Here is a 24,182-nt window from a genome sequence, read left to right as displayed (position 1 = left end):
ACGGCGGCCGCGCAAACGCGAGCCGAGCCCCGAACGGCGCATGCTCGGTCTCGCTTCGCTCGAAAGACGTGGTCGGAGTGCGCTGGGCGCGTCGTATCGAAGCTCACTACCCGATGCACGCAGGGTGTAGTGGCCGAATGTCGGCTACTCCTCCGTCGTCCACACGGCGGCCACGCAAACGCGAGCCGAGCCCCGAACGGCGCATGCTCGGTCTCGCTTCGCTCGAAAGACGTGGTCGGAGTGCGCTGGGCGCGTCGTTTCGCAGCTCGCTACCGCGTGCACGCGGGTTGTAACGGCTGGCTGTCTGCTCGGCCCGAATGCGCCCACTTGGCCGTTCGTCGCGTACGCGGCGGCCGCGCACACGCGAGCCGGGCCGCGAAACGGCGGCGCGGAGAAGGGGGCACCGGTGTCGGTTGGACAACGCATCAACCCGGTGTGTTCGCCGCCTGCATCGCTCGCGCGGCGGCCGCTTGCTCCTCCGTCGCTTCGAGGCGGTCACTCGTGGGTGCGCCGAGTCGCGGCGGCGCAATAGGCGCTCTGACTTCGCCCGGCACCGCGACCGGGCCCGCTGTGGTCACGCGTGAACGATTCGGCGCATGGACTGGCCGTCACCGGGCCAGGAAGTGCCAGCCGAGCCATGCCCACACGAGTACTGCGGCGATTCTCGTCGCCCGGGTGCCGGTCAGGTAGGCGATCGTCTCTCCCAGCGTTGCGATCAGGTCCCGGCGCAGGCGCGTGATCACTACTGCGGCGAGCGCGGCCGTCAGGAGCAGGGCGAATCCGAGGAGGACGGCGGTTCGATCGCTCATCCGGAGACCAGCCACCATCCGGCTGCGAGCCACAACAGCCATCCGGCGAATCGCAGCGGCCATTGTTCGAGCGCCGGGTCCAGCAGCGTGGACAGTGTCGGGTGTTCGTGGCTCGGCCGGTTCAGGGCGGGCTGCCGCAGAAGGGCGTAGACCTCCCATGCCGACGCCGCGACCAGCAGTGCCGACCACACGGCTGTGCCGCGCCTGAGCCGGGCGGTGGACGGGGGTCGCTCGATTCGCACGCGGAAGGCAAGCACCATCCCCGCGAGTGCCGCCACCGCCACCATCGCGGTTGCCTGCCAGCTGAACGGCCTGGTCGCGGCACCGCACGCCGCCAGCACGAACCACGCTGCCAGCGGCGTCGCACGCCGTCGAAACCGATGCGCCGAGCGCGCTGGTTGCTCTGTCACATGCGCAGGATAAGACCCCGGCTGCTCAGAACGGGGCAGGCGGTTGCGACCTGCGCGCGGATTTCCAGCGAGGCGACATCGCTCCCCCGTGGTACCGCGCGGTCGGCCGCGTTCACCCGTCGGCGCGCAGCAGCCCCGAGATCAACAGCAGCACCGATTGCTGGGTCTGGGCGCGGGCGAGGTCGGGGTCTTCGGCGTGCGCGACGATCAGGGACGCCTCGCTGACCACGCTCACGACGAGCTGGGCCAGCACGGGAACGGGGGCGTCGGCGATCAACCCGGCGGCGCGGGCACGTTCGAGTTGCGCGGTGATCAGGCCTAGGCCGTGGGCGGATTCGAATTCGCGCCAGGCCTGCCAACCGAGCACGGCGGGGGCGTCGGTGAGGGCGATGCGCAGCATCGCCGGACGCTGGCAGATCTCAAGGAACAGCGCGAGACCCGCCGCCATCCCGGCCATCACATCGTCGGAATCTACTGCGGCGATGGCGTTTTCGATCTCCTCGGTGATCTCCGCCTCGATCTGCTCCAGCACCGCGAGGAACAGTCCGCGCTTGTCGCCGTAGTGGTGGTGCAGCGCGCCCCGGGTGACGCCGGCCTCGGTGACCAACTCCTCGGCGGAGGTGCCCGCGAAGCCGCGCTCGGTGAACAGGCGGCGTCCCGCCTGTTCGAGCGCGGCTCTGGTCGCTCGGGAGCGGTCTTCCTGGCTACGGCGTGGCATGCAGCCGAGTGAACTCCAGAATCGATTCGGCGAGCAACTCGGGCTGATCTTCCGGCAGGAAGGTGTAGGAGTCGTCGATGAGCTTCAGCGTCGCGTCCGGCAGGTCGCGAGCCAGGCGTTCGGCGAACGACACGGGGAACAACCGATCCTCCCGCGCCCAGGCCAGCAGTACCGGAATGTCGACTTCGGCGAAATGACGGGCGGCTTCCAGGGTGTATCGGCGATGCGCCGATTTCAGAAAGCGCCGCAGATCTTTCCGGATCGCGGCGGAGTCGCGGCTCGGCAGCAGGTAGGAGTCGACGATCTCCGGCGGGACCGGCCGTTTGGTGACCCAGCCGAAGGCCACCGGCAGCCGGTGCAGCGCGCGGATGCGCAGCAACTCGGTCAGCGGGCGCAGCGAGCCGGGGATCCTGGCCAGCAGCGGCAGCGTGGTGAACGGCTGCGGCAGGAAGCCCTCGTAGCTGTCCACCGAGGCGAGCACCACCCGGCCGACGCGGGAGCGGTCGCGGGTCAGCAACACCTGCGTGATCGCTCCGCCGGTGTCGTTGGCGACCAAGGTGACGTCGGTGAGGTCGAGGCGTTCGAGGAACGCGGCGATGAGATCGGCGACACCGGCCGGAGTCAGTTCCGCGTCCGGCACCGGGATCTCGTGCGAGCCGAGCGGCCAGTCCGGCGTCAGGCAGCGGTACCCGGCCGCTGCGACAGCGGGCACCACCTTGCGCCAGAGGTCCGCGTTGACGAGCAAGCCGTGCACGAAGACGACAGGGGCGCCCGCACCCGTCTCGTGGTAGCGGATACGGCCGCCGGGCAGGTCCACATCGTGGGTGCGGCCTAGTGCTGTGCTGGTTGCCATGGGTCCTCCCAGTGGTCTCGGTTCCCGACCACTGTTACATACATACCGTATGTATGTCTAGACCCGCAGTGCGCGGCGGATCAGCTGAACACCGCCTTGACCGCGTCCTTCGACGCCGTCACCGCGGTCGCCAGAGAGGCGACGCCCGCCACCGACTCCCCGACCGCGTACAGCACCCCCGTGAGCACGATCCGATTCGGCCGCTCCTTCGCCGCCTCGGCCGCCGCCCGCCGAGTCGTCTCCTCGACCAACTGCCGTTCCGCCAGATCGATGTCACACCGGCTGATCCGGTCGAGCAGATCGCTCAGGGAAGACCGCAATTCCTCCACCGCCTCCGCTGCCACCGCGTCGTACCTTCGGCGTGAACGCACGCCACATCTGCGGCAGAACAGGTGGTCGTCCCGGTTGGAATGCTGGCACTCGGCGCATCGCACCTCGCCAGCCAAGCATTCGCCTGCCGCCGAGCCGATCGCAATCCGGGTGCCGTACCAGGTCTGACCGGCTGTCACGGCACCCGGGTTCCATTCGGCTCGAGATGGATACGTGCCAGCAAGATCTTGCCGATGGGAGGCGTCAAGACCGCTCGAGCCTCGCCAGGAACTCTCCCCCGCCCAGTTCGTTCCAGCGGCCCTGCGCACCGGCACCCGGCAACAGCGCCAAGGCTCCCGCGAGCGTGACCGCGGTGGCCAGTCCGTCGCGGCGCTCGGTGGCGATTTCCGGGACGGAGAGCGTGGACAGTTGGCTCACGAGTTCATTCTGACTGAGAAGGCTTCACTCACGCCGAATACGCACGGAGCCTGCGAGCAAGATATTGCGACCTAGCGCGGTACCGCGGCAAGCATCGGTGAAAACGACTGTCGACCAAGCTATTACGCACCCGGCGGGCTTTTCGGAGTGCCAGATCCTACATCGACGATCCCCCCGCGACCGTCTCTCCGAGGTCCATACTTGATTCCTGTTCCAGCACCGCCGACGCGACAGAGAACTCTCCACCCGGGGGGCCATGAGAGGGGAACCGATTCATGCGACTCCTCGTCGCCGCACCGCTCGGAGACGTCATCGAGCCGACGCCGTCGCCGTCGTTCCCTGCGGCGGATACCGCCGTCGCGCCACCGAGCGGAACGGGCAGGGCGCTGATGCCGGACCGGGAGCGCCGAAAGCGGGCTGTGCCGTCAGGTGAATCGCGGACCGAGGACATCAGCGTGCCCATTTCGGCGGCACCAGCTGATGAGGTAGTGCGCGTGCTCACCGCACCAGCGAAAAACCGCGCCCTGGGTCAACGGCGTGCCCTCGGGCAACTCCTTCCGAGCGAGGATGATCGGGCCGATATAAGTATTGGTCGCCTTGTTGGCGGTGTTGAGACCGACACGAGCGACCTGGGCGAGAGAGTTGTAGTCCCACGCCGACTTGGCCGCGATCGCACCCGCCAGCCGGCCCGCCGTCTCGCCACGCTGTTCGGTGAACAGCGCGCACAACGCGGGCGGCCCTTGCGGCGGCGGCGCGACCTGGTCGCTGCGGCCGGTCGCGGCGCGCTGAATAGCATCCAGCAGCGCGGGCACACCGGAGGACTTGTCGTAGAACTCGGCGATCTCGTCCGCGCGCAGCCGCGCCTCGTCGAGATGATCGCTCTCCATGCTGTGTCCTTGAGCCGCGAGCAGGACCTCGCTCTGCCGTTTGGTTTCCCGGAGCAAGTCCAGAACATCCAAACCGTCGAACCGGTACTCCATTTCGGGTTTGTTCCAGATCAGATCCGAGATGACCACATCGAACCGGAAACGTCCCACGATTCGACCGCGCACCTCGTCGACGTCGGAGGCGACCGCGACGGTCGACGCCGGAAAGTACTGCGACAGCACAGGGGCGATGATTCCGCCCAACGGCGAGGCGACAAGCACTCGTAAGTTCGGTTCCATAGCGCGATCTTCATCGCTGCCGACACTCGTCGGCAAGACTCCAAATGTCTATCGAACCAGTAGGTTTCGTAATGCGTATCGCACAGCAAGATCTTGCTCGCCCGGCCGGTTGAAGAGTGCCGCAGCCGGCGATCCGGCGCTCGAAGACTACCGATCGCCGACGTGTCGATGACCTCATCGCTTTTCGATTGCTCGGCGGACGACTCGGACACCGCAAGATCTTGCCGGAGAACGAGCGTTCGAGCAATATTCCAGCGACACACCTCGGTACCGGCAAAAATCGGCCCACCGGCCGGAATACGGGTCGGAAATCACCGCGAAATTCGCTGATCAATCACCCACGGCGACTTATATGCTTTCAATCCGGTGCGCCACCCGAGCCTGTCGCACCGTTCCCCCTACCGGAAGGACCAGCAATGGCCGAAGTGTGTCCACAGTGCGGCAAGAAGACCGGAATGGATATCGGCGAGAAGGATCGTCAGGGGTGGCAGAAATACCAGTGCCAGATGTGCAAATACGAATGGAAGGCACCGAATCCCTGATCGTTCTCGCCGACCGTCCGGCGCCCGTCGTGCGGCTTATCCGATGAGATCGCAGGGAAAATCGTTCCGGCCTCGAATTTTCGCAGTATCAATTCGCGTGCATCGTCACCAGACGCATCGGGAGGGCAATCAGTGGCACACACCGTCGGTATCGATCTCGGTACCACGTATTCAGCGGTCGCCGTCGTCGGCGCGGGCGGGAAACCGGAGATCCTGGTCAACCGGGACGGCGAGCGGATCACGCCTTCGGTGGTCTTCTTCGACTCCGACAGCGTGCTCGTCGGCTCGATGGCCAAACGGTCCGCGGCGACCGCGCCGCTGGATGTCGTGCAGTTCGTCAAGCGGCAGATGGGCAATCCGGACTGGCGATTCGTCACCTCCGACGATCGCGCCTATTCGGCCGAGGAAGTCTCGGCGATGATTCTCAAACGGCTGAAAGACGACGCCGAATTGATCCTGGGGCAGGGGCAGGTCACCGACGCGGTGATCACGGTCCCGGCGTTCTTCGACGACGCGCGCCGCCGGGCGACCAGGGACGCGGGAACGATCGCCGGACTCAACGTGCTGCGCGTGGTGAACGAGCCGACCGCGGCCGGGTTGGCCTTCGGGCTCGACCTCGGCCGCAGCGGCACCGTCATGGTGTACGACCTGGGCGGCGGCACGTTCGACGTCACCGTGATGCGGATCCGCGACGGCGTGTTCGACGTGCTCGGTACCGATGGGCTGCACGAACTGGGCGGCTTCGAATGGGACAACCGGCTCATGCGCCACCTCAACGAGGAGTACATGGCCCGAGGCGGCGGCGATCTCGACGACGCGTTCGAGACCCAAGCCGATCTGCGCGAGAAAGCAGAACTCGCCAAACGCACCCTGAGCTCCGCCGGGTCAACGCGAGTCGTGCTCAGCCACAACGGCGTCACACACACGCTCACCGTCACGCGGGAAACGTTCGAGGACCTCACCAGCGACCTGCTGAACCAGTCGCGCGACCTGACCCATTCCCTCGTGGAGGAATTGGGCCTGAGCTTCGCCGACCTCGATCACGTCTTGCTCGTCGGCGGCTCCACGCGCATGCCCATGGTGGCGGCGATGCTGGAGGAACTGACCGGCAAGCCGCCGTTGCGTGCGGGCAACCCCGACGAACTCGTGGCGCTCGGCGCTGCGATCCGCGCCGAAGCGGAGACGTCCTCGAGCACGGCGCCGAAGCCGGTCATCCTCGACGTCACCTCGCAGGCGCTGGGCACGGTCGCCCTGAACGACAACCGGGAACCGAAGAACAACATCGTGATCCCCCGCAACACCAAGATCCCAGCCAAGGCGAGCAAAGTGTTCGGCACCGTCGCCGACGGCCAGACCGAACTGCGGATCTGCGTCACGCAGGGCGACGACGAGGATCTCGACTACGTCCGGTTCGTCACCGAAGGAAAGTGGCCCGACGGCGGGCAGCTCTTCGCCATTCCGCCCTATCCGGCGAATGCTCCGGTCCAGATCACATTCCACTACGACATAGACCAGACCATTCAGGTCGAGATCACCGACCTCACCGCGGACAAATCGCTCGGCACGTTCGAGGTCGACAACGTCGCCAACCTCAGCGAGGGCGAAATCCGCGTCGCACGCACGAAGAACGAAGACCTCGAGGTGAATTGAAGCATGACCACGACAACCGAAGAATTCGTCAACTACTACGAAATCCTCGGCCTCGCCGAGACCGCCGACCCGAATGCCATCAAGACGGCCATCCGCGAGCAGCGCAGAATGTGGAACAAGCGCGCGGGCCAGTCGGATCCCGTCAAACGCGCGCAGGCCGAAGCCCGGGTACGGCACCTCGGTCAGGCCGAGCGCGTGCTGCTCGACCCGAACCAGCGGCGGCAATTCGACCAGCAGGCCAGGCAGTACCGTCCGGCGAGCAATCAGCCCGCGCCCGTGGTGCAGGGCGGCCGGGACTGGCTGAGCCTCGCACGCGAGTATTTCGAGCGCGGCAACGCTCCCTCCGCGTACTACTGCGCCCGCGAGGCGATCTCGGTCAACGGCGCGAACCACGAAGCGTGGGCGGTGCGGGCGAACTCGTCGTTCGTCATGGGCAACTACAAGGACGCCGGCTTCGAATTCCGGGAGGCCATCAGCCTCAAGCCCGACAGCCCGGAATACCACTTCGACTACGCCGAAGCGTTTCTCGCCACCGGGGCGCTGAACGAAGCGCTCGGCGAATACGAGACGGCTCTGCGTCTCGCGCCCGGCGAGCCGCTGTACCGCACCGCCATCGCCAACGTCTACCTCCAGCAGCACAAGAACGACCAGGCGCTGGAACTGATGGAGGACGTGGTCCGGCACCATCCGAACGAGCAGATCTTCCAGTACTACCTCGCGCTCGCGCTGGAGCAGGTCAACCTGGGGATGTGGTCGGAGCTCCGCAGCGGGGCGTACTGCATCACCTCCGAAGCCCAGATCGCCGTGACGCACGAAATGTCGGGCCGCGCGTTGAAACTCCGGTTCGACGACGCGCCGCTGCGCGCCTCGCTGCAAGAGAACATCGAACTCGCCGAGCGGGCCGCCGTGGCCAAATGGTTCCACAGCGGTGCGGGCGCGTGGGCGGTGGCCCTGGTGATCGGCCTGGCGCTGATTCCGGCGAAGGGCATCGGCCTGCTGATCGTCGCGGGCGTCATCGCCGGCTACACGCTGACCCACCGGATGCCGGTCTGGAAGCACAACTCGAAGCGATACGACATCGCCAAGCGCGGCATATGAGTGCGGCTCCGGACGCGGGTGATCCGCTGACCGCGCTGGCCGGGGAGATCGCGCAATTGCGTGATCTCTTCCAGCGCAGGCTGCTGGAGGACAAGGCGAAGAATCGGGCGTTGGACGACCTGCACGAGCAGCTCGCACTCGCACGCGGCGGGCTCTCCGAACAACTCCTGGCCCCGCTGTTTCGCGAGCTGCTCAGACTCGTCGATCGCGTGACTGCGCTGAACGACGACGACGCCGCGCTCGGCAGCATCGTCGACGAACTGCACGAACTGCTCGAACGTCGTGGCGTCCGGCGCGTGCCCGCCACGGCCGACTTCGATCCCGACGTTCACGAAGCCGTCGCCGTCGCCGAGGCTTCCGGCCGATCGCCGGGCACGGTGCTGCAGGTCGTCCGGCACGGATACCTCATGGGTGAACGCCTGCTGCGGCCGGAACAAGTCGTCGTCGCGGCGCGCCCCGCGCGATCGGAGTCCGCCGTTCCCCCCATCGAAAGGTTCGAATGATGCGCAAGACCCTCCGCGTAGCCGTTCTCGTCTCCGCTTCCACGGCGTTCCTCGCCCTCGGACTGCCGAGCGCATCGGCGTCCACCACCGTGAGCGGCACGATCGGCTGCATCAACAGCGCGTCGCCGGTAGGCGTCTGGGTTCAGGCCAAGACGTCGAAATCGGGATGGGCGCGGACCAAGCTTCCGGTCCGGCTCGGCGGCCACTCCAAGGTCGACTACTCCTTCGAGCTCGACAAGGGCGGCGACTACCAGGTGCATGTCGGGTGCGGGGGAACGCCGCAGAAGTGGGCGAAATCCCTGAAGTCCAAGGACGTCTCGGGCACCAAGAACGACTTCCTTTGCAACGACATGGACCGGCTGTCGGTGGCGGCGTTCAACGCTCTGGTCGGCCGGATGTTCGGCCGGCCGGACCTCACCCAGGGCGTGCCCTACGGTGAGTGCAAGCACATTCCGTGACATGAGTACTCGGACCTCTCGGCCGAGAGCACAGGCCCGCTGCCGCCGATCTTCTCCGCGGCGGCACGCAGGCGCCGGACCGATTCCGCGTCCCCTGTGGTGGGTCATCTGGAAGACCCGGCCGAGCAAGTAGGTTCGATCGCACAGGTCGCCGTTCGGTGCACGATCGAAACCGGGCGGGTCGCTCGCCCCCTGCGACAATCTGGACGATTGACCAATATGACGCTACCGTCTGTAGATCACGACGAGACGGAGCTCACATGACGGTGTCCGATCCTGCCCACGTATCCGGCACGCGGGAACTGGGCCTGGCCGAACTGGCGGCCGCGATCGCGAGCGGCGCGATCACCTCGACCGCGGCGGTCGGCGGCGCACTGGACCGGATCGAGGCGGCGCAGGGCACGCTCAATGCCTTCCGGATCGTGCGCCGCGAGCGGGCCCTGGCGGAGGCCGCCGACGCCGACCGGCGGCTGGCCGCGGGAGAACGACTGCCGCTGCTGGGCGTGCCCGTCGCGGTGAAGGACGACACTGATGTCGCGGGCGAGCCGACCGCGTTCGGCTGCGGCGGCGACTTCGCACCGAAGACCGAGGACGCGGAATCGGTCCGGCGCATGCGTGCCGCGGGCGCGGTGATCGTCGGCAAGACGAACACCTGTGAACTCGGACAGTGGCCGTTCACGAGTGCCGCGTGGTTCGGGCACACCCGCAATCCGTGGGATCGCGACAGGACGCCCGGCGGGTCCTCCGGCGGAGCTTCGGCCGCCGTCGCCGCCGGATTGGTCCCCGCCGCTCTGGGTTCCGACGGCGCGGGCTCGATCCGCATCCCTGCGGCCTGGACGAACCTGGTCGGCATCAAGCCGCAGCGCGGACGAATCTCCACCTGGCCGGAAGCCGAAGCGTTCTACGGGCTCACCGTGAACGGTCCGCTGGCGCGTACCGTCGCCGACGCGGCGCTACTGCTGGATGCGGCGGCCGGTCCGCATGAGGGAGATCTGCACACCCCGGAGCCGATCACCGCGTCGGACGCCGTCGGCCGGGATCCGGGAAAGCTGCGAATCGCCCTGTCGCTGCGTATCCCCTTCACCGCGACCAGGACCGCGCTTGATCCCGAGGTCGAGCGATCGGTGCGCCGCACCGCCGACACACTGCGCGCGCTCGGACACACCGTGACCGTGGCCGACCTGCACTACGGCATCCTGATCGGCGCTTCCTTCCTCCCGCGTTCACTCGCCGGGGTCCGGCGGGCGTACGACCGCATGCCCGGTCCGGAAGTCGATCCGCGCACCACCGCCAACGCCCGAATCGGACGCGCGCTCGACGGCCCCGCCCTCTACGCGGCACGGCAGCTGGAACCTCTGCTGCACAAGCGAATCGGCCACTTCTTCCGCGACTACGACGTGGTCCTCGCCCCGACCACCGCCACCCCACCGCCCCGCGCCGAGGAAATCGACGGCATCGGCGTCAACGCCACCAACAACCTCATCACCGCGGCCTGCCCCTACACCTGGCCATGGAACGTCCTCGGCTGGCCCAGCATCAACGTCCCCGCAGGCTTCACCGACACCGGCCTCCCCGTAGGCGCCCAACTGATGGGCACAGCAAACTCCGAACCCCTCCTGATCTCCTTGGCCGCCCAACTCGAATCCGAACTCCAGTGGCACCGCCACCGCCCCGCCCGGTGGTGGTGACCCGGACCATCGACAAGTCGGCGTCCGTGTCCGGGCGTTTCGGCATGCGCAGCGGGAAGTTCAGTCCGTCGGCTGCGCCGGATCGGCCTGGCCGCCGCAGAACACCTCGTCGACGAGCCTCTGTGTCGCTTGCTGGAACGGCACCGCCAGGGACAGGGCAGCGTCGTCCGCGTAGTTCAGGGTGGCGGTCAGGGTCTTCTTGCCGTCGGGTGTGCTGTACATCAGCGCCGCGTGACCCGCCGCGCCGCCGTTGTGGGTGACGACCGTGCCGCCGAGACCGGTGTCCTGCACGAATACACCGAGGCCGTAGCCCATGTTCGGGATGCCTGTCGGGTGCGGTGCGCACATCTCGGCCAGCAACTCGGCAGGCAGCAGCTTGCCGCTCGTCAGCGCGGAAATGAAGGTTCGCAGGTCCTGGGTGGTCGAGATCATGTCACCGCCGCTGGAGATCCAGGAGGGGTTGTGGCTGGTGACGTCGACCGTCTTCTCCTGCCCGGCGTCCTCGTATCGGTAGTAGGCGTGGGCGTGCGGCTCGGGGAGCTCGGTCTGGGTGGTCGGGGCCACGGTGCCCGACAGCCCGAGCGGCCCGAAGATCAGCCGCTGCATCTCCTGGGCGACCGGGCGGCCGGTGACCTTCTCGATCAGCAACCTGGCCAGCACGTAGTTGGTGTTGGAATAGCTCCAGCCCGTGCCCGGTTCGAACCGCGCGGGCTTGGACAACGCCAGCCGCACCAGCTCTTCGGGCTGGTAGGTCTCGAAACGCTTGTCCACCCACTCTTTGCCCGCGGTGGTAGCGGGGATTCCCGGCACGACGGTCCCGTCTTCGTAGTACTCGCCGGTGAAGTTGAACACCCCGCTGGTGTGCTGCAACAGCATCCGCACCGTGATCCGCGAATCGAGTTCGAACTCGGGCAGGTAGTGGGCCGCCGGGTCGTCCAATCCGATCTTGCCCTCGGCCACCAGTTGCAGGACCAGAGTCGCGGTGAAAGTCTTTGTGTTGCTGCCGATCCGGACGTGCCCGTCGGTCGGCGGCTTCGCGGTGTCGCCCAGCCTGCTCACCCCGGCGCTGCCGACCCACTCGCCGCGCTCGTCGTGCACGCGCAGCGTGATTCCGGCGAAACCAGAAGCGACGATCTCATCGAGGGCCTTCTGGAGTTGCGGTCGATCCGGCCCGGCGGCAACCGTTCCGCTGTCGGCACCGGCCACCCCGGCGGCATCGAGCGCCGCGATGATCTTGCGGGCCATCTCGGCCGTGGCGGGGCCGGGCTCGCCGTGGTGAGGCTGGGCGGCTGCGTCGACGGCGATGCGGACGGTGCCGCGGAAGTTGTCGGCCTCGGCCGGATCGTGCCGCTCGAGCAGGTGCACGGCCGAGGTCAGGGCAGGCAGTACCTGGTCGGCGAGTTCGGCGACGGTCTTGCCCTTCAACTGGATGTCCTTGGACTTCGCGGCGAGCACGTGCCCGACCAGGCCGGTCGCCGACGTCAGGGCGATGGAGCCGTTCGTCGCGGCCACGTGCGGCGTGCCGGTGGCGGCCATCAGCGACAACGCGCCGTACGCGGCGGTCCGCAGCGTGCTCTTGTCCTGGTCGGAGAGGGTGGTGGTGGAAGTCGCGATTGCTGTGCTGTTCATGTGACTACTGTCGCGAGCCCGGCTGATACCGAGCTGACGCCGTTCTGACACGACCACTGACACGGCACTCGCCTCGAGTACAGCCGACACATCGGTGGATTACCCGGAATCATCGGCAGCCGACCGGACGCCCCACGCCAACGAAGACGCCTCCAGGACTTCCACGCACGCCCGCCGACGCCCGAACCGGTCAGAAACCCAGTTTGCCCAGCTGTTTCGGGTCGCGCTGCCAGTCCTTGGCCACCTTCACGTGCAAATTCAAGTAGATCCGGGTGCCGAGGATGTGTTCGATCTGCTTGCGGGCGTTGGTGCCGACCTCTTTCAGACGGGAACCGCCCTTGCCGATGACAATGGCCTTCTGGCTGGGCCGCTCGACGTAGAGCAAGGCGTGCACGTCGAGCATGTCCTCGCGCTCTTCGTAGGGCAGGACCTCCTCGATGACGACGGCCAGCGAGTGCGGCAACTCGTCGCGCACACCCTCGAGCGCGGCCTCGCGAATGAGCTCGGCCATCAACGTTTCCTCGGGCTCGTCGGTGAGCTCGCCGTCGGGGTAGAAAGCCGGGCCCTCCGGCATCTTCGAGGCGATGACGTCGACGAGGACTTCCACCTGCTCACCCTTGACCGCCGAGACCGGCACCACGTCGGCCTCGGGGCCGAGCAACTGGGCCACGGCGAGCAATTGCTCGGCGATCTGCTCGCGGCTCACCTTGTCGATCTTGGTGACCACGCCGAGCAGCGTCGTCTTCGGCGCCATCTGCTTGATCTGCTGCACGATCCAGCGGTCACCCGGACCGATCTTCTCGTCGGCCGGGATGCACAGCGCGATCACGTCGACTTCCGAATACGTATCGCGCACAAGGTCGTTGAGGCGCTGGCCGAGCAAGGTGCGCGGGCGGTGCAAGCCCGGTGTATCGACCAGGATCAGCTGAGCGTGCTCGCGGTGCACGATGCCGCGAATCGTGTGCCTGGTGGTCTGCGGGCGCGACGAGGTGATCGCGATCTTCGCGCCGACCAGGGCGTTGGTCAAGGTCGACTTGCCGGTGTTCGGCCGACCGACGAAACAGACGAACCCGGAACGGAATTCGCCCTTCTCCCGCGCGTCAGCCACCGCGGACCTCGCCGGAGTCGGCGCTCACCGCGTCGGCCGCGTCGGCGGAGTCGTCGACGATCTCGAACACCGCGCCGTCACGATCGGTGAAGATGATCCGCGCCTCCGCCGAAACCTCCCGCACCGCCGTCACACCGAAGTCGGACAACCGCCCGCCGACCACCACGGCCGCCTCGAAGCCCTCCGCGCCGCTGGACAACGCCGCGGCCACGGCGGCTTGCAGCGCCGTCAACCGCAACGCGGTCAGCGTGACCTCGCCCGCGGCGTAGGTGCGACCGTCGGTATCGCGGATCGCGGCTCCACTCGCCCCGCCGGTGCGGCCGAGCGCACCACGGGCCAGCACGACCAGCTTGTTGTCCTCGGCGTCCAGTTCGGTCATTCGGTGTCTCCGTCCTCGTCGCGATCGGCCGCGATATCCCGCTCCGATCCGTTCGCCTTGCGCTTGCCATTGGGATTGTCCCCGTTGGTCTTGCCCGCGGGGACCTTCTCGCGCGCTTTGCGTACCACCACGGTGTTCACCCGCATCCGGCCGCGCGCGTCCGGTCCGCCTTCACCGCGCAGCACCAACCCGTGCGCCTCGATCTTCGAACCGGGCAGCGGCACCCGGCCCAGTTCGTGCGCGAGCAGGCCGCCGACGGTGTCGACGTCCTCCTCCTCGATCTCCAATCCGAACAGCTCGCCGAGATCCTCCACCGGCAGCCGGGCCGACACGCGGTAGCGCCCGTCGCCGAGATCCTCGACGGGCGGGGTCTCGTCGACGTCGTACTCGTCGGCGATCTCTCCGACGATCTCCTCCAGCACGTCCTCGATGGTCACCAGACCCGCGATGCCGCCGTACTCGTCCACCAGCAACGCCATGTGGTTGCGCCTGCGTTGCATCTCGTCGAGCAGGCTGTCCAGCGGTTTGGAGTCGGGCATGAACACCGCGGGACGCATCACCTCACGCACCCGTACCTTGCGGCTGCGTTCGGCGAACGGCACGAGGTCTTTCAGATACACCACGCCGCGAATGTCATCGACGTTCTCGCCGACCACCGGGATCCGCGAATGCCCGGAACGCACCGCCAGCGACATGGCCTGCGCCGCGGTCTTGTCCGCTTCGATCCAGACCATCTCCGTGCGCGGCACCATCACCGCACGCGCCGCTGTGTCGCCGAGTTCGAAGACCGACTGGATCATCCGCCGTTCGTCGTCGGCCACCACTCCGCGCTCACCGGCCATCTCGACCACTTCGCGCAACTCGATCTCGGAAGCGAAGGGCCCGTTGCGAAAACCCTTACCGGGAGTGATCGCGTTACCGATGAGGATCAGCAGCCTGCTGATCGGGCCGAGCAGCGCGCCGATGAACTGCAGGGGCAGGGCCGCGGCCAGGGCGATGGAATACGCGTGCTGCCTGCCCAGCGTGCGCGGGCCGACACCGATCACCACGTAGGACACCAGCACCATCACCAGCGCGGTGATCAGCAGCGCCCAGTTCCTGCCCCAGACCGTCATCAGTCCCGCCGCCAGCAGCACCGTCGCGCCGATCTCGCACAGGATGCGAAGCAGCACCATGAGATTCACGTAGCGGGCCCGGTCGTCGACGACCCGGCTCAGCCGCACGGCGCCGGGCCGGTCGGCTCGCACCAAGTCCTCGACGCGGGCGGGCGAGATCGTGTTCAGGGCGGAATCGACCCCGGCGAAGACCCCACCCACGGAGATGAGCAGGACCGCGAGCAGGACGAGGGTCAGGGCATTCACGCGGGACCCAGGGACTCACCCGGTGTGGTGAAACCCGCCTTACCCAGCAACCGCGCGTCGCGTTCGGCCAGTTCGGCGCGCCGCTGCGCCTCCCGCAGGCTCTCGTACCACTCCTCGAGCAGCCGGGCCTGCAACGCGAACATCTCTTTCTCCTCGTCCGGCTCGGCGTGGTCGTAGCCGAGCAGGTGCAGCACGCCGTGCACGGTGAGCAGAGCGAGTTCGTGATCCAGGGAGTGCCCCGCCTTACGGGCCTGACCGGCGGCGAACTCCGGGCACAGCACGATGTCGCCGAGCATGGATGGGCCTGGTTCGGGGCTGTCGGGCCGCCCGCCCGGCTCGAGTTCGTCCATGGGGAAGGACATGACGTCGGTCGGGCCGGGTAGGTCCATCCAGCGCATGTGCAGGTCGGCCATGGTGTCGAGATCGACGAGCACCATCGACAGCTCCGCGGCGGGGTGCACGTCCATCCGGGCGATCACGAACCGCGCGACGCTGACCAGCTCTTCTTCGGGCACGTCGATACCCGACTCGTTGGCGATCTCGATACTCACCCGAACAGCCTACGATCCCGTCGATCGTGTCGGCGGAGCGGAGCCCCGCCCGGCGAGACGAGTTACCGCCGGTCCGACCGGCTCGCCGCGCGGCGCTGCGCTCGGTTGCCGCCGTAATGCGGGGCGACCTGCGGACGCGACTGGGCCTCGAAGCGGTCGTAGGCGTCGACGATGTCCGAGACCAGCCGGTGGCGAACCACGTCGCTACTGGTCAGCTCCGCGAAGTGGATGTCCTCGATCTCGGTGAGGATCTCGCTGGCGGCGCGCAGACCGGACCGGGCGCCGGTCGGCAGATCGACCTGCGTCACGTCGCCGGTCACCACGATCTTCGAGCCGAACCCGAGGCGGGTGAGGAACATCTTCATCTGCTCGGCGGTGGTGTTCTGCGCCTCGTCGAGGATGATGAAGGAGTCGTTCAGCGTGCGTCCGCGCATGTAGGCCAGCGGCGCGACCTCGATGACACCGGCCGCCATCAGCTTGGGAATGGCCTCCGGGTCCATCATGTCGTGCAGCGCGTCGTAGAGCGGGCGCAAGTACGGGTCGATCTTCTCGTTCAGCGTGCCGGGCAGGAAGCCGAGCCGCTCGCCCGCCTCGACCGCGGGGCGGGTGAGAATGATCCGGTTGACCTGCTTGGTCTGCAGCGCCTGGACCGCCTTGGCCATCGCCAGATAGGTCTTGCCGGTACCGGCGGGGCCGATGCCGAACACGATCGTGTTCGCGTCGATCGCGTCGACGTAGCGCTTCTGGTTCAGCGTCTTGGGCCGGATGGTCTTGCCCCGCCGGGACAGGATGTCCAGGCTGAGCACCTCCGCGGGGGACTCGCTGGAGCCCTCGGTGAGCATCGAAACGGTGTGCCGCACCGCCTCGGGCGTCACCACGCGGTTGCGCCCGGTCAGCGCGACCAGCTGCTCGATGACCCGCTCGGCGAGCGCGACGTCGGCCGCCTTGCCGGTGAGGGTCACGGAATTCCCGCGGACGTGGATGTCCGCGTCGAGCAGCGTCTCCAGTTCGCGAAGATTCTGGTCGGCCGAACCGAGGAAGGGGAACACGGATTCAGGAGCGAGTTCGATGCTCGAGCGCACGGTGCGCGCTGCGGGACCCGAACCGTTGTCGCCGGCGCCGATGCCTGCCGCTGGGGTGGTGGGGTCGCCGATCTCGCCTTGTGTTCTCAAAAGTGGCTATAGCCTGCTTTCCGGTCTCGACTGCTGCTGTATGGAGAAAGTTTAACCCGCCCCACCGACACCGCCCAGTGAATAAGCCGTGGGCAAAACCGGCTCCTCACGGGATTCCCCCACGTCGCCGCGCCCAATCCTCGGTGAAATCACGAAAGCGTCGCACCGCGTCCGGTGGTGTGGTAGCGGCGGGCCAGATCAGCCCGACCGCGCGCGCGGCGCCCGCGTCCGCGAGCGGGACCGTCACCGGGCCGGACAGCGGGCCCGCGGACAGCGGATCTTCGCGCGGCAGGATCGCCACTCCCAACCCCGCCGAGACCAGCCCGGCCACCGTGACGAGATCGCTCGACTCGAACGCGATCCGCGGCCGGATGTCCGCGGCGGCGCACAGTTCGTCGAAGATGCGCCGCATCCCGAATCCGTGGTGCATGGTGACGAACTCCGCGTCGGCCACCTCGGCGAGGCGGACCTGCCGCCGTCCGGCCAATCGGTGTTCCGGCGGCACCGCGAGAACCAGCGGCTGTCGCAGCACGGCGCGCCAGCCCACGCCGGCGACAGCCGGGCGCGGCGAGACGATGCCGAGATCGCTTTCACCCGCGAGCACTCGCTCGGTCACCGCGGCTGCCGCTCCCTGCCACAGCGTGATCGCGATCCGGCCGGAGATGCGCCGGAAGCCGCTGATCAGCTGCGGCACCAGCGAGCCGCCGAAAGAGTGCTGGAACGACAGCCGCACGACGCCCCCGGCCGGGTTGGCCCGATCCGCGAGGGCCTGTTCCGCCGCGTCCAGCTCGGATTGCGCGCGGCGGGCGTGCTCGCAGTAGATGCGACCGTATCCGTTCAGGACGATCCGCTTCCCGCGCCGGTCGAACAGTTCGACTCCCACCCTGCGCTCCAAGCGGGCCAGCATGCGCGACAACGTCGGCTGCGCCAGGTGCAATCGCTCCGCAGCGGCGCCGACCCGTTCGAGTTCGGCGAGTGTCGTGAACCACTCCAGATCCTCGCCAAGCACTGCCCGACCTTTCTATATGCGCTCAGGGAATGAACTCACTTCTCATTATTCATTTCCTTCCGGAATACCGCCTGGCGATGCTGGACGAAAGGAGGACCCGATGACCACGACACGGATCGAAGCGGCGAGGGACGTCGCCCACGAACGCAGGATCACCATCGCGCTGTTCGCGGCCGGTCTGACGACATTCGCCTCGATGTACAGCGCCCAGGCACTGCTGCCGAGTCTCTCGGCCGCGTTCGGCGCGACGCCCGCGCTGGCGGCACTGGCGGTGTCGCTCACCACCGGGTTCCTCGCGCTGGCCATCATCCCGGTGAGCGCGCTCTCGTCGCGGATCGGCCGGACCAAGGTGATGATCGGTTCCGCCGTCGCGGCGGCGGTGCTCGGACTGCTGCTGCCGCTGAGCCCTTCGCTGGATCTGCTGCTGGCCGGACGCGCGCTGCAAGGCATCGCGCTGGCCGGTGTGCCCGCGGTGGCGATGGCCTATCTGGCAGAGGAGATCGGCGGGGACGGGCTGGGCGCCGCGATGGGCATCTACGTCGCGGGTACCACCATCGGGGGGCTGGCCGGGCGGTTGATCCCGGCGTTCACGTTGGACGTGGCGTCCTGGCGGTGGGCGCAGGCGGTGGCCTCGATCGCCGCCGCGGCCTGCACCGTGTGGTTCGTCCGCCGGCTGCCGCCCTCGCGCGGCTTCGTGCCTCGTCCCGCCGGGATCCGGACGGTCCTGGGCGACCTCGGCAGCCCCTTGCGTCACCGTGGACTGCTCGCTCTGTTCGGACTGGCGTTCGTGCTCATGGGCGGGTTCGTCTCGATGTACAACTATCTCGGCTACCGGCTGACCAGCGCGCCGTTCGGGCTGCCGGAAGCACTGGTGGGGCTGGTGTTCGTGCTCTATCTGGCCGGAACGGCGGCCTCGGCGGCATCCGGCCTGCTGACCGATCGGATCGGCCGATCCCGGGTGCTCGCGATGTCGCTGGCCGTCATGGCGATCGGGCTCGTGGTGACGATTCCCGACCACATCGGCACTGTTCTGCTCGGCGTATTGCTCTTCACCGCGGGTTTCTTCGGGGCGCACACCGCGGCGAGCGCGTGGGTGGGGGCGATGGCCGAAGGCAACCGGGGCGCGGCGTCGTCGCTGTATCTGTTCGCCTACTACCTCGGCAGCGCGCTCGTCGGCGGAACGGCGGGCATCGCCTACGCCCGCTCCGGGTGGCTCGGGCTGGTCTGCGGCATCGGATCGCTGATGGTCATCGCGGCACTGCTGCTGTGGGTATCGCATCGGGCGTCGACGCGAGACCTCACCAACGCGGCGTCAGTGCGCCGAGCGCCCCGAGAGCGACCGCTGCCGCGGTGGATGTACGCAGCACGGTCGGGCCGAGCAAGGTGATGTCCGCGCCCGCTTCGGCCAACGCCGTGAGCTCGGCGTCGTCCAGCCCGCCTTCCGGACCGACGACGAGGACGATTTCGGCGGCCTCGGCGAAGGGCAATTCGGTGAAACGGGCGGCGCCGGATTCGTGCAGCGCCGCGACGATCGCACCGCGGGCCTTCGCCGCGCGGACCAGCTCCAGCAAGTCCTGGGTGCGGTGCAGGTCGGCGACTTGCGGAATGTAGGCCCGGCGGGACTGCCTGGCGGCCGAGCGGGCCGCGGCCCGCCACTTCTCGACTCCCTTGGCCGCCTTGCCCTCCCAGTTCGCGACGCAGCGCGCGGCCTGCCAGGGAACGACGACGTCCGCGCCCGCCTCCGTCATCAGCTCGACCGCCAGTTCCGAGCGATCGGATTTCGGCAGCGCCTGCACGACGGTCACCGGCGGCGTCTGAGGTGCCGCGAGTACCCGCTCGCGCACCGCGAGCTCGAGCCGGTCGCGTTGCGCGGCAACGACTTCCGATGCGGCCAGTACCCCGCGCCCGTCGGAGAGGGTGATCGGCTCGCCGACCCGGATGCGGCGCACCGTGGCGGCGTGCCTGCCCTCCGGGCCGTCGAGCACCGCGACCGCGCCCGGCTCGGGCACCTCGTCGAGGTAGAAGACCGTCGCGGCCACCTAGCGCCCGCTGAAGGACGCGCGCAGTCGCGCGAACAGGCCGCTGTTGTGCTCGGATTGCGCCGACATCACTTCGGCGCGTTCCCGCTCGCGCAGTCCCTTGTACTTGCGCAACAGTTCGGTCTGCTTGCTGTCCAGCTTGGCCGGGATCACGATGTCCAGATGCGCCAGCAGGTCGCCGCGCGCGCTCGAGCGCAGCCGCGGCATGCCGTGCCCGCGCAGCACCGAGATCTCGCCGGGCTGGGTGCCCGCCGGAATACTCAACTCGGTCGGGCCGTCCAGGATGGTGTCGATCACGACGGTGGTGCCGAGCGCCGCGTCCACCATCGGCACCCGGATGGTGCAGTGCAGATCGTCCCCGTCCCGGACGAACACGTCGTGCGGCTGCTCCACGATCTCGACGTAGAGGTCGCCCGCGTGACCGCCGCCGGGGCCGACCTCGCCCTGCGCGGCCAGCCGCACCCGCATGCCGTTCGCGACGCCCGCGGGGATCGGGGCCGCGATCTCGCGGCGCGCCCGCACCCGGCCGTCGCCACCGCATTTGTGGCACGGGTCCGGGATGGTCTCGCCCGCGCCGCGGCAGGTGGGGCACGGGCGCGAGGTCAGCACCTGGCCGAGGAAGGACCGCTGCACGGACTGGACCTCACCCGCGCCGCCGCAGGTTTCGCAGCGCACCGGCTTGGACTTGCCGTTGGTACCGGAGCCCTGGCAGATGTCGCACAGGATCGCGGTGTCCACGGTCAGGTGCTTGGTCACGCCGACCGCGCACTCGGCCAGGCTGAGCCGGGTGCGGATCAGCGAGTCGGCGCCGGGCTGGACGCGACCGCGCGGCTTGCGCGCACCGGCCGATCCGCTCATGCCGCCGAAGAACGCCTCGAACACGTCGCCGAGCCCGCCGAAGCCCGCGCCGTTGAATCCGGCCCCGCCACCGCCGGATTCCAGCGGGTCGCCGCCCATGTCGACGATGCGCCGCTTCTCCGGATCCGACAGCACCTCGTAGGCGGCCGACACTTCCTTGAACTTGGCCTGCGCCGCCTCGTCGGGGTTGACGTCGGGGTGGAGCTCACGCGCCAGCTTGCGGTATGCCCGCTTGATCTCCTGGTCGGTCGCGTTCTTCGCGACGCCGAGCAGTCCGTAGTAGTCCCGTGCCACTTGAGTTCTCTAGTCCTTGGTCGTTCTCGACAGTGCCGCCGGTGCCCGCGCCGCTGTGAAGCGCGCCGACAACAGCATTAGTCTTGTGCACTCAACTTTATCCGGCCGAAAGATCGAGCGTAGCAGTGGCGTCGTCGCGTCAGCGCTCGGCGAGTACCTCGCCGATGTATCGGGCGACGGCCGCCACCGATGCGATCGTGCCCGGGTAGTCCATCCGGGTGGGCCCGAGCACCCCCATACCGCCGAGCACGGCGCCCGCCGCGCCGTAGCCGGTCGACACCACCGACGTGCCGCGCATCTGCTCGACCTGCGTCTCTTCCCCGATCCGCACCGTCACCGTCCCTGGTTGCTGGGCAGCGGCGAGCAGCTTGAGCACGATCACCTGCTCCTCGAGCGCCTCCAGAACCGAACGCAGCGAGCCGGGGAAACCGAAGTCGGCGGCGTTGCGGGTGAGGTTGGCGGTGCCGCCGAGCACCAATCGCTCCTCCGGGTGCTCCACCAGGGTCTCCACCAGCACCGTGGACACCCGCACCAGCACGTCGCGCAGCCGCAACGGAGCGTGCTCGGGCAGCTCGGCCACCGCCGCGGAGGCCGCGGCCAGGCGTTTGCCGTCCATCGCGCCGCCGAGCATGCCGCGCAGCGCGGCCAGATCCTCGTCGTCGACCAGCGCGCCGAGCTCCACCAGGCGCTGGTCGACCCGGCCGGTGTCGGTGATCACCACCAGCAGCAGGCGGGCGGGATTGAGCGCCACCACCTCGATGTGCCGCACCGTGGACGCCGACACCGTCGGATACTGCACGACGGCGACCTGCCTGGTCAGCTGAGCGAGCAAGCGGACGCCCCGGCGCAGCACGTCGTCGAGGTCGACACCGGACTCCAGGAACTCGAGGATCGCCCTGCGCTCCGCCGACGACAGCGGCTTCACCTCGGAGATCCGGTCCACGAACTGCCGATAGCCCTTGTCGGTGGGGATTCGGCCGGAACTCGTGTGCGGCTGGGTGATGTAGCCCTCGGCCTCGAGCACCGCCATGTCGTTGCGCACCGTCGCGCTGGAAACACCCAGGTTGTGCCGCTCGACCAGCGTCTTCGACCCGATCGGCTCCTTGGTCGCGACATAGTCCGCGACGATGGCGCGCAAGACCTCGAAGCGCCGATCCTCGGTGCTCGACATCGGCCGCACCTCCTCGCTCTCGTCTCCCATCACGCCGTACCCGGCGCCGACGTCCCGTGACCGCCGCGCATCGCGGGCCGACCACGGGTTCGTCCGTCGATCCAGTCTAATTGTCGGTAACCGGATCTCTCGCCTGCAACGGGGCGTGACGAGCTGCGCGACGCTCAGCGCGGAACGGCGGCGTCGATCACCGCGGCCACGGCGTCGGGCCGGGAGACCAGCGAGGCGTGCGAGGCCTCGATCTCACCGGTTCGAGCCGCCATGCGCTGGGCCATGAAGCGCTGGGAGGACGGCGGGATGACCCGGTCGTCGGCGGAGACCAGATACCAACTCGGAGTGCCGGACCACGCGGGCGGCCCGGACGGTTCCAGATTGGCCTTCACGGCGATGGAGCGCTGATGGACGATCATGTCGGCCGCGGTCTCCGGGCCGACGTCCTGGGCGAAGACGTCATGGAAGCTGGCGGGTGCGACATACGCGTCCAGGTTCTTCCCGGCGACACCCGTGACGTCGTCGACGAGCTTCACCTGCAGCGCGGGCGGCAGCAGCTGGCTGCCCGGGAAGCGGATCGGGTCGAGCTCGGCCTGCGCCACCTCGCCTTCCACCGGCGCGAAAGCCGCGATGTACACCAGCGATTCGACCTTCGGATCGTGCACGTTGCTGATCACGAAGCCGCCGTAGGAGTGCCCCGCCAGCACGACGGGACCGCTGATCGTGTCCAGCGTGCGCTGCACGGCGGCCGCGTCGTAGGCGGGCCCGCGCAGCGGATTCTCCGGCGTCACCACGCGGTAGCCGCGCTCGCGCAGCACGGCGGCGACACCGTCCCAGCTGGTGGTGTCGGCGAAGGCGCCGTGGACGAGCACGACGGTGGGCAGCGATTGCGCTCGCGCAGGCCCGGCCGCTGTAGTGGCGGCGAGCAGGAGGGCCAGCGCGGCCACAGCACGGCGCAGGTAACGTTTGTTCGGCATCGGGTCTCGGCTCCTCAGCTCTTCAGGAAGTCCAGCAGATCGGCGTCGAACGCCTTCTCGTAGTCGCCGCACAGGCCGTGCGGAGCGCCGGGGTACACCTTCAACTCGGCCCTCGGCAGCAATTTCGCCGTCTTGGCGCCCGCGGCGGCGAGCGGCACGATCTGGTCGTCGTCGCCGTGCGCCACCAGCACCGGGATCTCGATGCTCGGCAGCTCGGCGGTGAAATCGGTCTCGGAGAACGCCTTGACGCAGTCGAACGCGCCCTTGAGCCCCACCTGCATGCCCATCAGCCAGAAGTGGTCGCGCAGTCCTTGTGAGACCTTCGATCCGGTGCGGTTGGCGCCGTAGAACGGGATCGCCAGATCCTTCCAGAACTGCGAGCGGTCGGCGGCCACGCCCGCGCGGATGTCGTCGAACGCCTCGATCGGCGTCCCTTCCGGATTGCTCGCGGTCTTCAGCATCAACGGCGGGACCGCGCCGAGCAGCACCGCCTTGACCACCCGCGAGGTGCCGTGCCGGGACAGATACCTGGTCACCTCGCCGCCGCCGGTCGAGTGCCCGACCAGAATCGCGTCCTTGATGTCCAGCTCGTTCAGCACCGCGGCGAGGTCGTCGGCGTAGTGGTCCATGTCGTGCCCGTCCCACACGTCGCTCGAGCGTCCGTGCGCGCGCCGATCGTGGGCGATGGCGCGATAGCCGTTGCTCGCCACCAGTTTCATCTGGTTGTCCCAGGCGTCCCCGTTCAGCGGCCAGCCGTGGCTGAACACCACCGGACGTCCGGCACCCCAGTCCTTGTAGTAGATCTCGACGCCATCGGTGGTGGTGATCGTCGGCATGACAGTTCCCTTCGATCTGGACGGATGTCGGGTGAACCGGGGATCGATCTTGGTCGACCGACAGCGTATGACGGGCGGCCGCCGGAGAAACGACTCTGCGTGCACGATCGTCGGCTAAGAATGCACGGCCCGGTCGGCGGGTTCCATGCGAGGATTGCCGAATCT

Annotated in this window: 25 protein-coding genes; 6 read left to right on the top strand and 19 right to left on the bottom strand. The window is 68.3% G+C overall.

Going from position 1 to position 24,182, the window contains the following annotated elements; all coding sequences use genetic code 11:
• Window positions 1–608 precede the first annotated feature (608 nt).
• The 7 genes from ACFV2O_RS29840 to ACFV2O_RS29810 form a co-directional block, all read right to left on the bottom strand.
• The gene (locus tag ACFV2O_RS29840) at window positions 609–809 is read right to left on the bottom strand and encodes a DUF6186 family protein (protein ID WP_379254751.1); all 201 of its coding nucleotides are present in this window, start codon (window positions 807–809) and stop codon (window positions 609–611) included.
• Window positions 806–1,219, bottom strand: a complete 414-nt coding sequence (locus ACFV2O_RS29835; RefSeq protein ID WP_379254749.1) for a hypothetical protein — start codon at window positions 1,217–1,219, stop codon at window positions 806–808. The genes ACFV2O_RS29840 and ACFV2O_RS29835 overlap by 4 nt, the downstream gene beginning before the upstream one ends.
• Window positions 1,220–1,331: 112 nt before the next feature.
• The gene (locus ACFV2O_RS29830) at window positions 1,332–1,937 is read right to left on the bottom strand and encodes a TetR/AcrR family transcriptional regulator (protein WP_356966346.1); all 606 of its coding nucleotides are present in this window, start codon (window positions 1,935–1,937) and stop codon (window positions 1,332–1,334) included.
• Entirely contained in the window at window positions 1,924–2,790 is an 867-nt protein-coding gene (locus ACFV2O_RS29825; protein ID WP_355072466.1) for an alpha/beta hydrolase, read from the bottom strand. The genes ACFV2O_RS29830 and ACFV2O_RS29825 overlap by 14 nt, the downstream gene beginning before the upstream one ends.
• Window positions 2,791–2,870: 80 nt before the next feature.
• Window positions 2,871–3,134 (bottom strand): hypothetical protein, encoded by a 264-nt coding sequence (locus tag ACFV2O_RS29820; RefSeq protein WP_356966349.1) that lies wholly within the window; start codon window positions 3,132–3,134, stop codon window positions 2,871–2,873.
• A 229-nt stretch (window positions 3,135–3,363) separates the two neighbouring features.
• On the bottom strand, window positions 3,364–3,537 hold the full coding sequence (locus tag ACFV2O_RS29815) for a hypothetical protein (RefSeq protein WP_379254747.1): 174 nt from the start codon (window positions 3,535–3,537) through the stop codon (window positions 3,364–3,366).
• A gap of 425 nt (window positions 3,538–3,962) precedes the next feature.
• Window positions 3,963–4,703, bottom strand: a complete 741-nt coding sequence (locus ACFV2O_RS29810) for a response regulator (protein ID WP_356966353.1) — start codon at window positions 4,701–4,703, stop codon at window positions 3,963–3,965.
• Window positions 4,704–5,377: 674 nt separating this feature from the next.
• Here ACFV2O_RS29810 and ACFV2O_RS29805 point away from each other — a divergent pair.
• The 5 genes from ACFV2O_RS29805 (at window position 5,378) to ACFV2O_RS29785 (ending at window position 10,642) form a co-directional block, all read left to right on the top strand.
• Window positions 5,378–6,895: an Hsp70 family protein gene (locus ACFV2O_RS29805; protein WP_379254745.1), complete on the top strand. Its 1,518-nt coding sequence runs from the start codon at window positions 5,378–5,380 to the stop codon at window positions 6,893–6,895.
• A gap of 3 nt (window positions 6,896–6,898) precedes the next feature.
• Window positions 6,899–7,993 (top strand): tetratricopeptide repeat protein, encoded by a 1,095-nt coding sequence (locus ACFV2O_RS29800; protein WP_379254743.1) that lies wholly within the window; start codon window positions 6,899–6,901, stop codon window positions 7,991–7,993.
• On the top strand, window positions 7,990–8,496 hold the full coding sequence (gene grpE, locus ACFV2O_RS29795) for a nucleotide exchange factor GrpE (protein WP_379254741.1): 507 nt from the start codon (window positions 7,990–7,992) through the stop codon (window positions 8,494–8,496). The genes ACFV2O_RS29800 and grpE overlap by 4 nt, the downstream gene beginning before the upstream one ends.
• Window positions 8,496–8,954: a hypothetical protein gene (locus ACFV2O_RS29790; RefSeq protein WP_356966361.1), complete on the top strand. Its 459-nt coding sequence runs from the start codon at window positions 8,496–8,498 to the stop codon at window positions 8,952–8,954. Before grpE ends, ACFV2O_RS29790 begins: the two co-directional genes overlap by 1 nt.
• 260 nt (window positions 8,955–9,214) lie before the next feature.
• Window positions 9,215–10,642 carry an amidase gene (locus tag ACFV2O_RS29785; RefSeq protein WP_379254739.1) on the top strand — a complete coding sequence of 476 codons (1,428 nt, stop codon included), beginning with the start codon at window positions 9,215–9,217 and terminating at the stop codon, window positions 10,640–10,642.
• 60 nt (window positions 10,643–10,702) lie between these two features.
• On the opposite strand, the gene ACFV2O_RS29780 is transcribed toward ACFV2O_RS29785, so the two are convergent.
• From ACFV2O_RS29780 to ACFV2O_RS29750, 7 genes are all read right to left on the bottom strand, one after another.
• Entirely contained in the window at window positions 10,703–12,271 is a 1,569-nt protein-coding gene (locus ACFV2O_RS29780) for a serine hydrolase (RefSeq protein WP_379254738.1), read from the bottom strand.
• Between the two features lie 190 nt (window positions 12,272–12,461).
• Window positions 12,462–13,379, bottom strand: coding sequence for a GTPase Era (era, locus tag ACFV2O_RS29775; protein ID WP_355072447.1), 918 nt, complete (start codon window positions 13,377–13,379; stop codon window positions 12,462–12,464).
• Complete coding sequence (locus tag ACFV2O_RS29770; RefSeq protein WP_379254736.1) at window positions 13,372–13,758, bottom strand: cytidine deaminase; 387 nt, start codon at window positions 13,756–13,758, stop codon at window positions 13,372–13,374. The genes era and ACFV2O_RS29770 overlap by 8 nt, the downstream gene beginning before the upstream one ends.
• Window positions 13,755–15,119 carry a hemolysin family protein gene (locus tag ACFV2O_RS29765; RefSeq protein WP_355072443.1) on the bottom strand — a complete coding sequence of 455 codons (1,365 nt, stop codon included), beginning with the start codon at window positions 15,117–15,119 and terminating at the stop codon, window positions 13,755–13,757. Before ACFV2O_RS29765 ends, ACFV2O_RS29770 begins: the two co-directional genes overlap by 4 nt.
• Window positions 15,116–15,670, bottom strand: coding sequence for an rRNA maturation RNase YbeY (gene ybeY, locus ACFV2O_RS29760; RefSeq protein ID WP_195077616.1), 555 nt, complete (start codon window positions 15,668–15,670; stop codon window positions 15,116–15,118). Before ybeY ends, ACFV2O_RS29765 begins: the two co-directional genes overlap by 4 nt.
• Window positions 15,671–15,732: 62 nt before the next feature.
• Entirely contained in the window at window positions 15,733–16,794 is a 1,062-nt protein-coding gene (locus tag ACFV2O_RS29755; RefSeq protein WP_039796813.1) for a PhoH family protein, read from the bottom strand.
• Window positions 16,795–16,948: 154 nt separating this feature from the next.
• A complete protein-coding gene (locus ACFV2O_RS29750; protein WP_379254734.1) occupies window positions 16,949–17,851 on the bottom strand; it encodes a LysR family transcriptional regulator in 903 nt (300 codons plus the stop codon).
• A 100-nt stretch (window positions 17,852–17,951) separates the two neighbouring features.
• Between ACFV2O_RS29750 and ACFV2O_RS29745 the strand changes: the two genes are divergently transcribed.
• On the top strand, window positions 17,952–19,238 hold the full coding sequence (locus tag ACFV2O_RS29745) for an MFS transporter (RefSeq protein ID WP_379254732.1): 1,287 nt from the start codon (window positions 17,952–17,954) through the stop codon (window positions 19,236–19,238).
• On the opposite strand, the gene ACFV2O_RS29740 is transcribed toward ACFV2O_RS29745, so the two are convergent.
• From ACFV2O_RS29740 to ACFV2O_RS29720, 5 genes are all read right to left on the bottom strand, one after another.
• Complete coding sequence (locus ACFV2O_RS29740) at window positions 19,150–19,890, bottom strand: 16S rRNA (uracil(1498)-N(3))-methyltransferase (RefSeq protein WP_355072437.1); 741 nt, start codon at window positions 19,888–19,890, stop codon at window positions 19,150–19,152. The two genes, ACFV2O_RS29745 and ACFV2O_RS29740, sit on opposite strands and share 89 nt — an antisense overlap.
• Window positions 19,891–21,042: a molecular chaperone DnaJ gene (dnaJ, locus tag ACFV2O_RS29735; protein ID WP_355072435.1), complete on the bottom strand. Its 1,152-nt coding sequence runs from the start codon at window positions 21,040–21,042 to the stop codon at window positions 19,891–19,893.
• 139 nt (window positions 21,043–21,181) lie between these two features.
• On the bottom strand, window positions 21,182–22,213 hold the full coding sequence (gene hrcA / locus ACFV2O_RS29730) for a heat-inducible transcriptional repressor HrcA (RefSeq protein ID WP_355072433.1): 1,032 nt from the start codon (window positions 22,211–22,213) through the stop codon (window positions 21,182–21,184).
• A 164-nt stretch (window positions 22,214–22,377) separates the two neighbouring features.
• Window positions 22,378–23,181: an alpha/beta hydrolase gene (locus ACFV2O_RS29725; protein ID WP_356966377.1), complete on the bottom strand. Its 804-nt coding sequence runs from the start codon at window positions 23,179–23,181 to the stop codon at window positions 22,378–22,380.
• Window positions 23,182–23,195: 14 nt separating this feature from the next.
• Entirely contained in the window at window positions 23,196–24,017 is an 822-nt protein-coding gene (locus ACFV2O_RS29720; protein ID WP_379254729.1) for an alpha/beta fold hydrolase, read from the bottom strand.
• Window positions 24,018–24,182 lie beyond the last annotated feature (165 nt).

Source organism: Nocardia sp. NPDC059691 (genome assembly GCF_042733915.1).
GTDB lineage: Bacteria > Actinomycetota > Actinomycetes > Mycobacteriales > Mycobacteriaceae > Nocardia > Nocardia sichangensis.
Note: the sequence above shows the minus strand (reverse complement) of the source record. Positions and strands in the feature narration are given on the sequence as shown.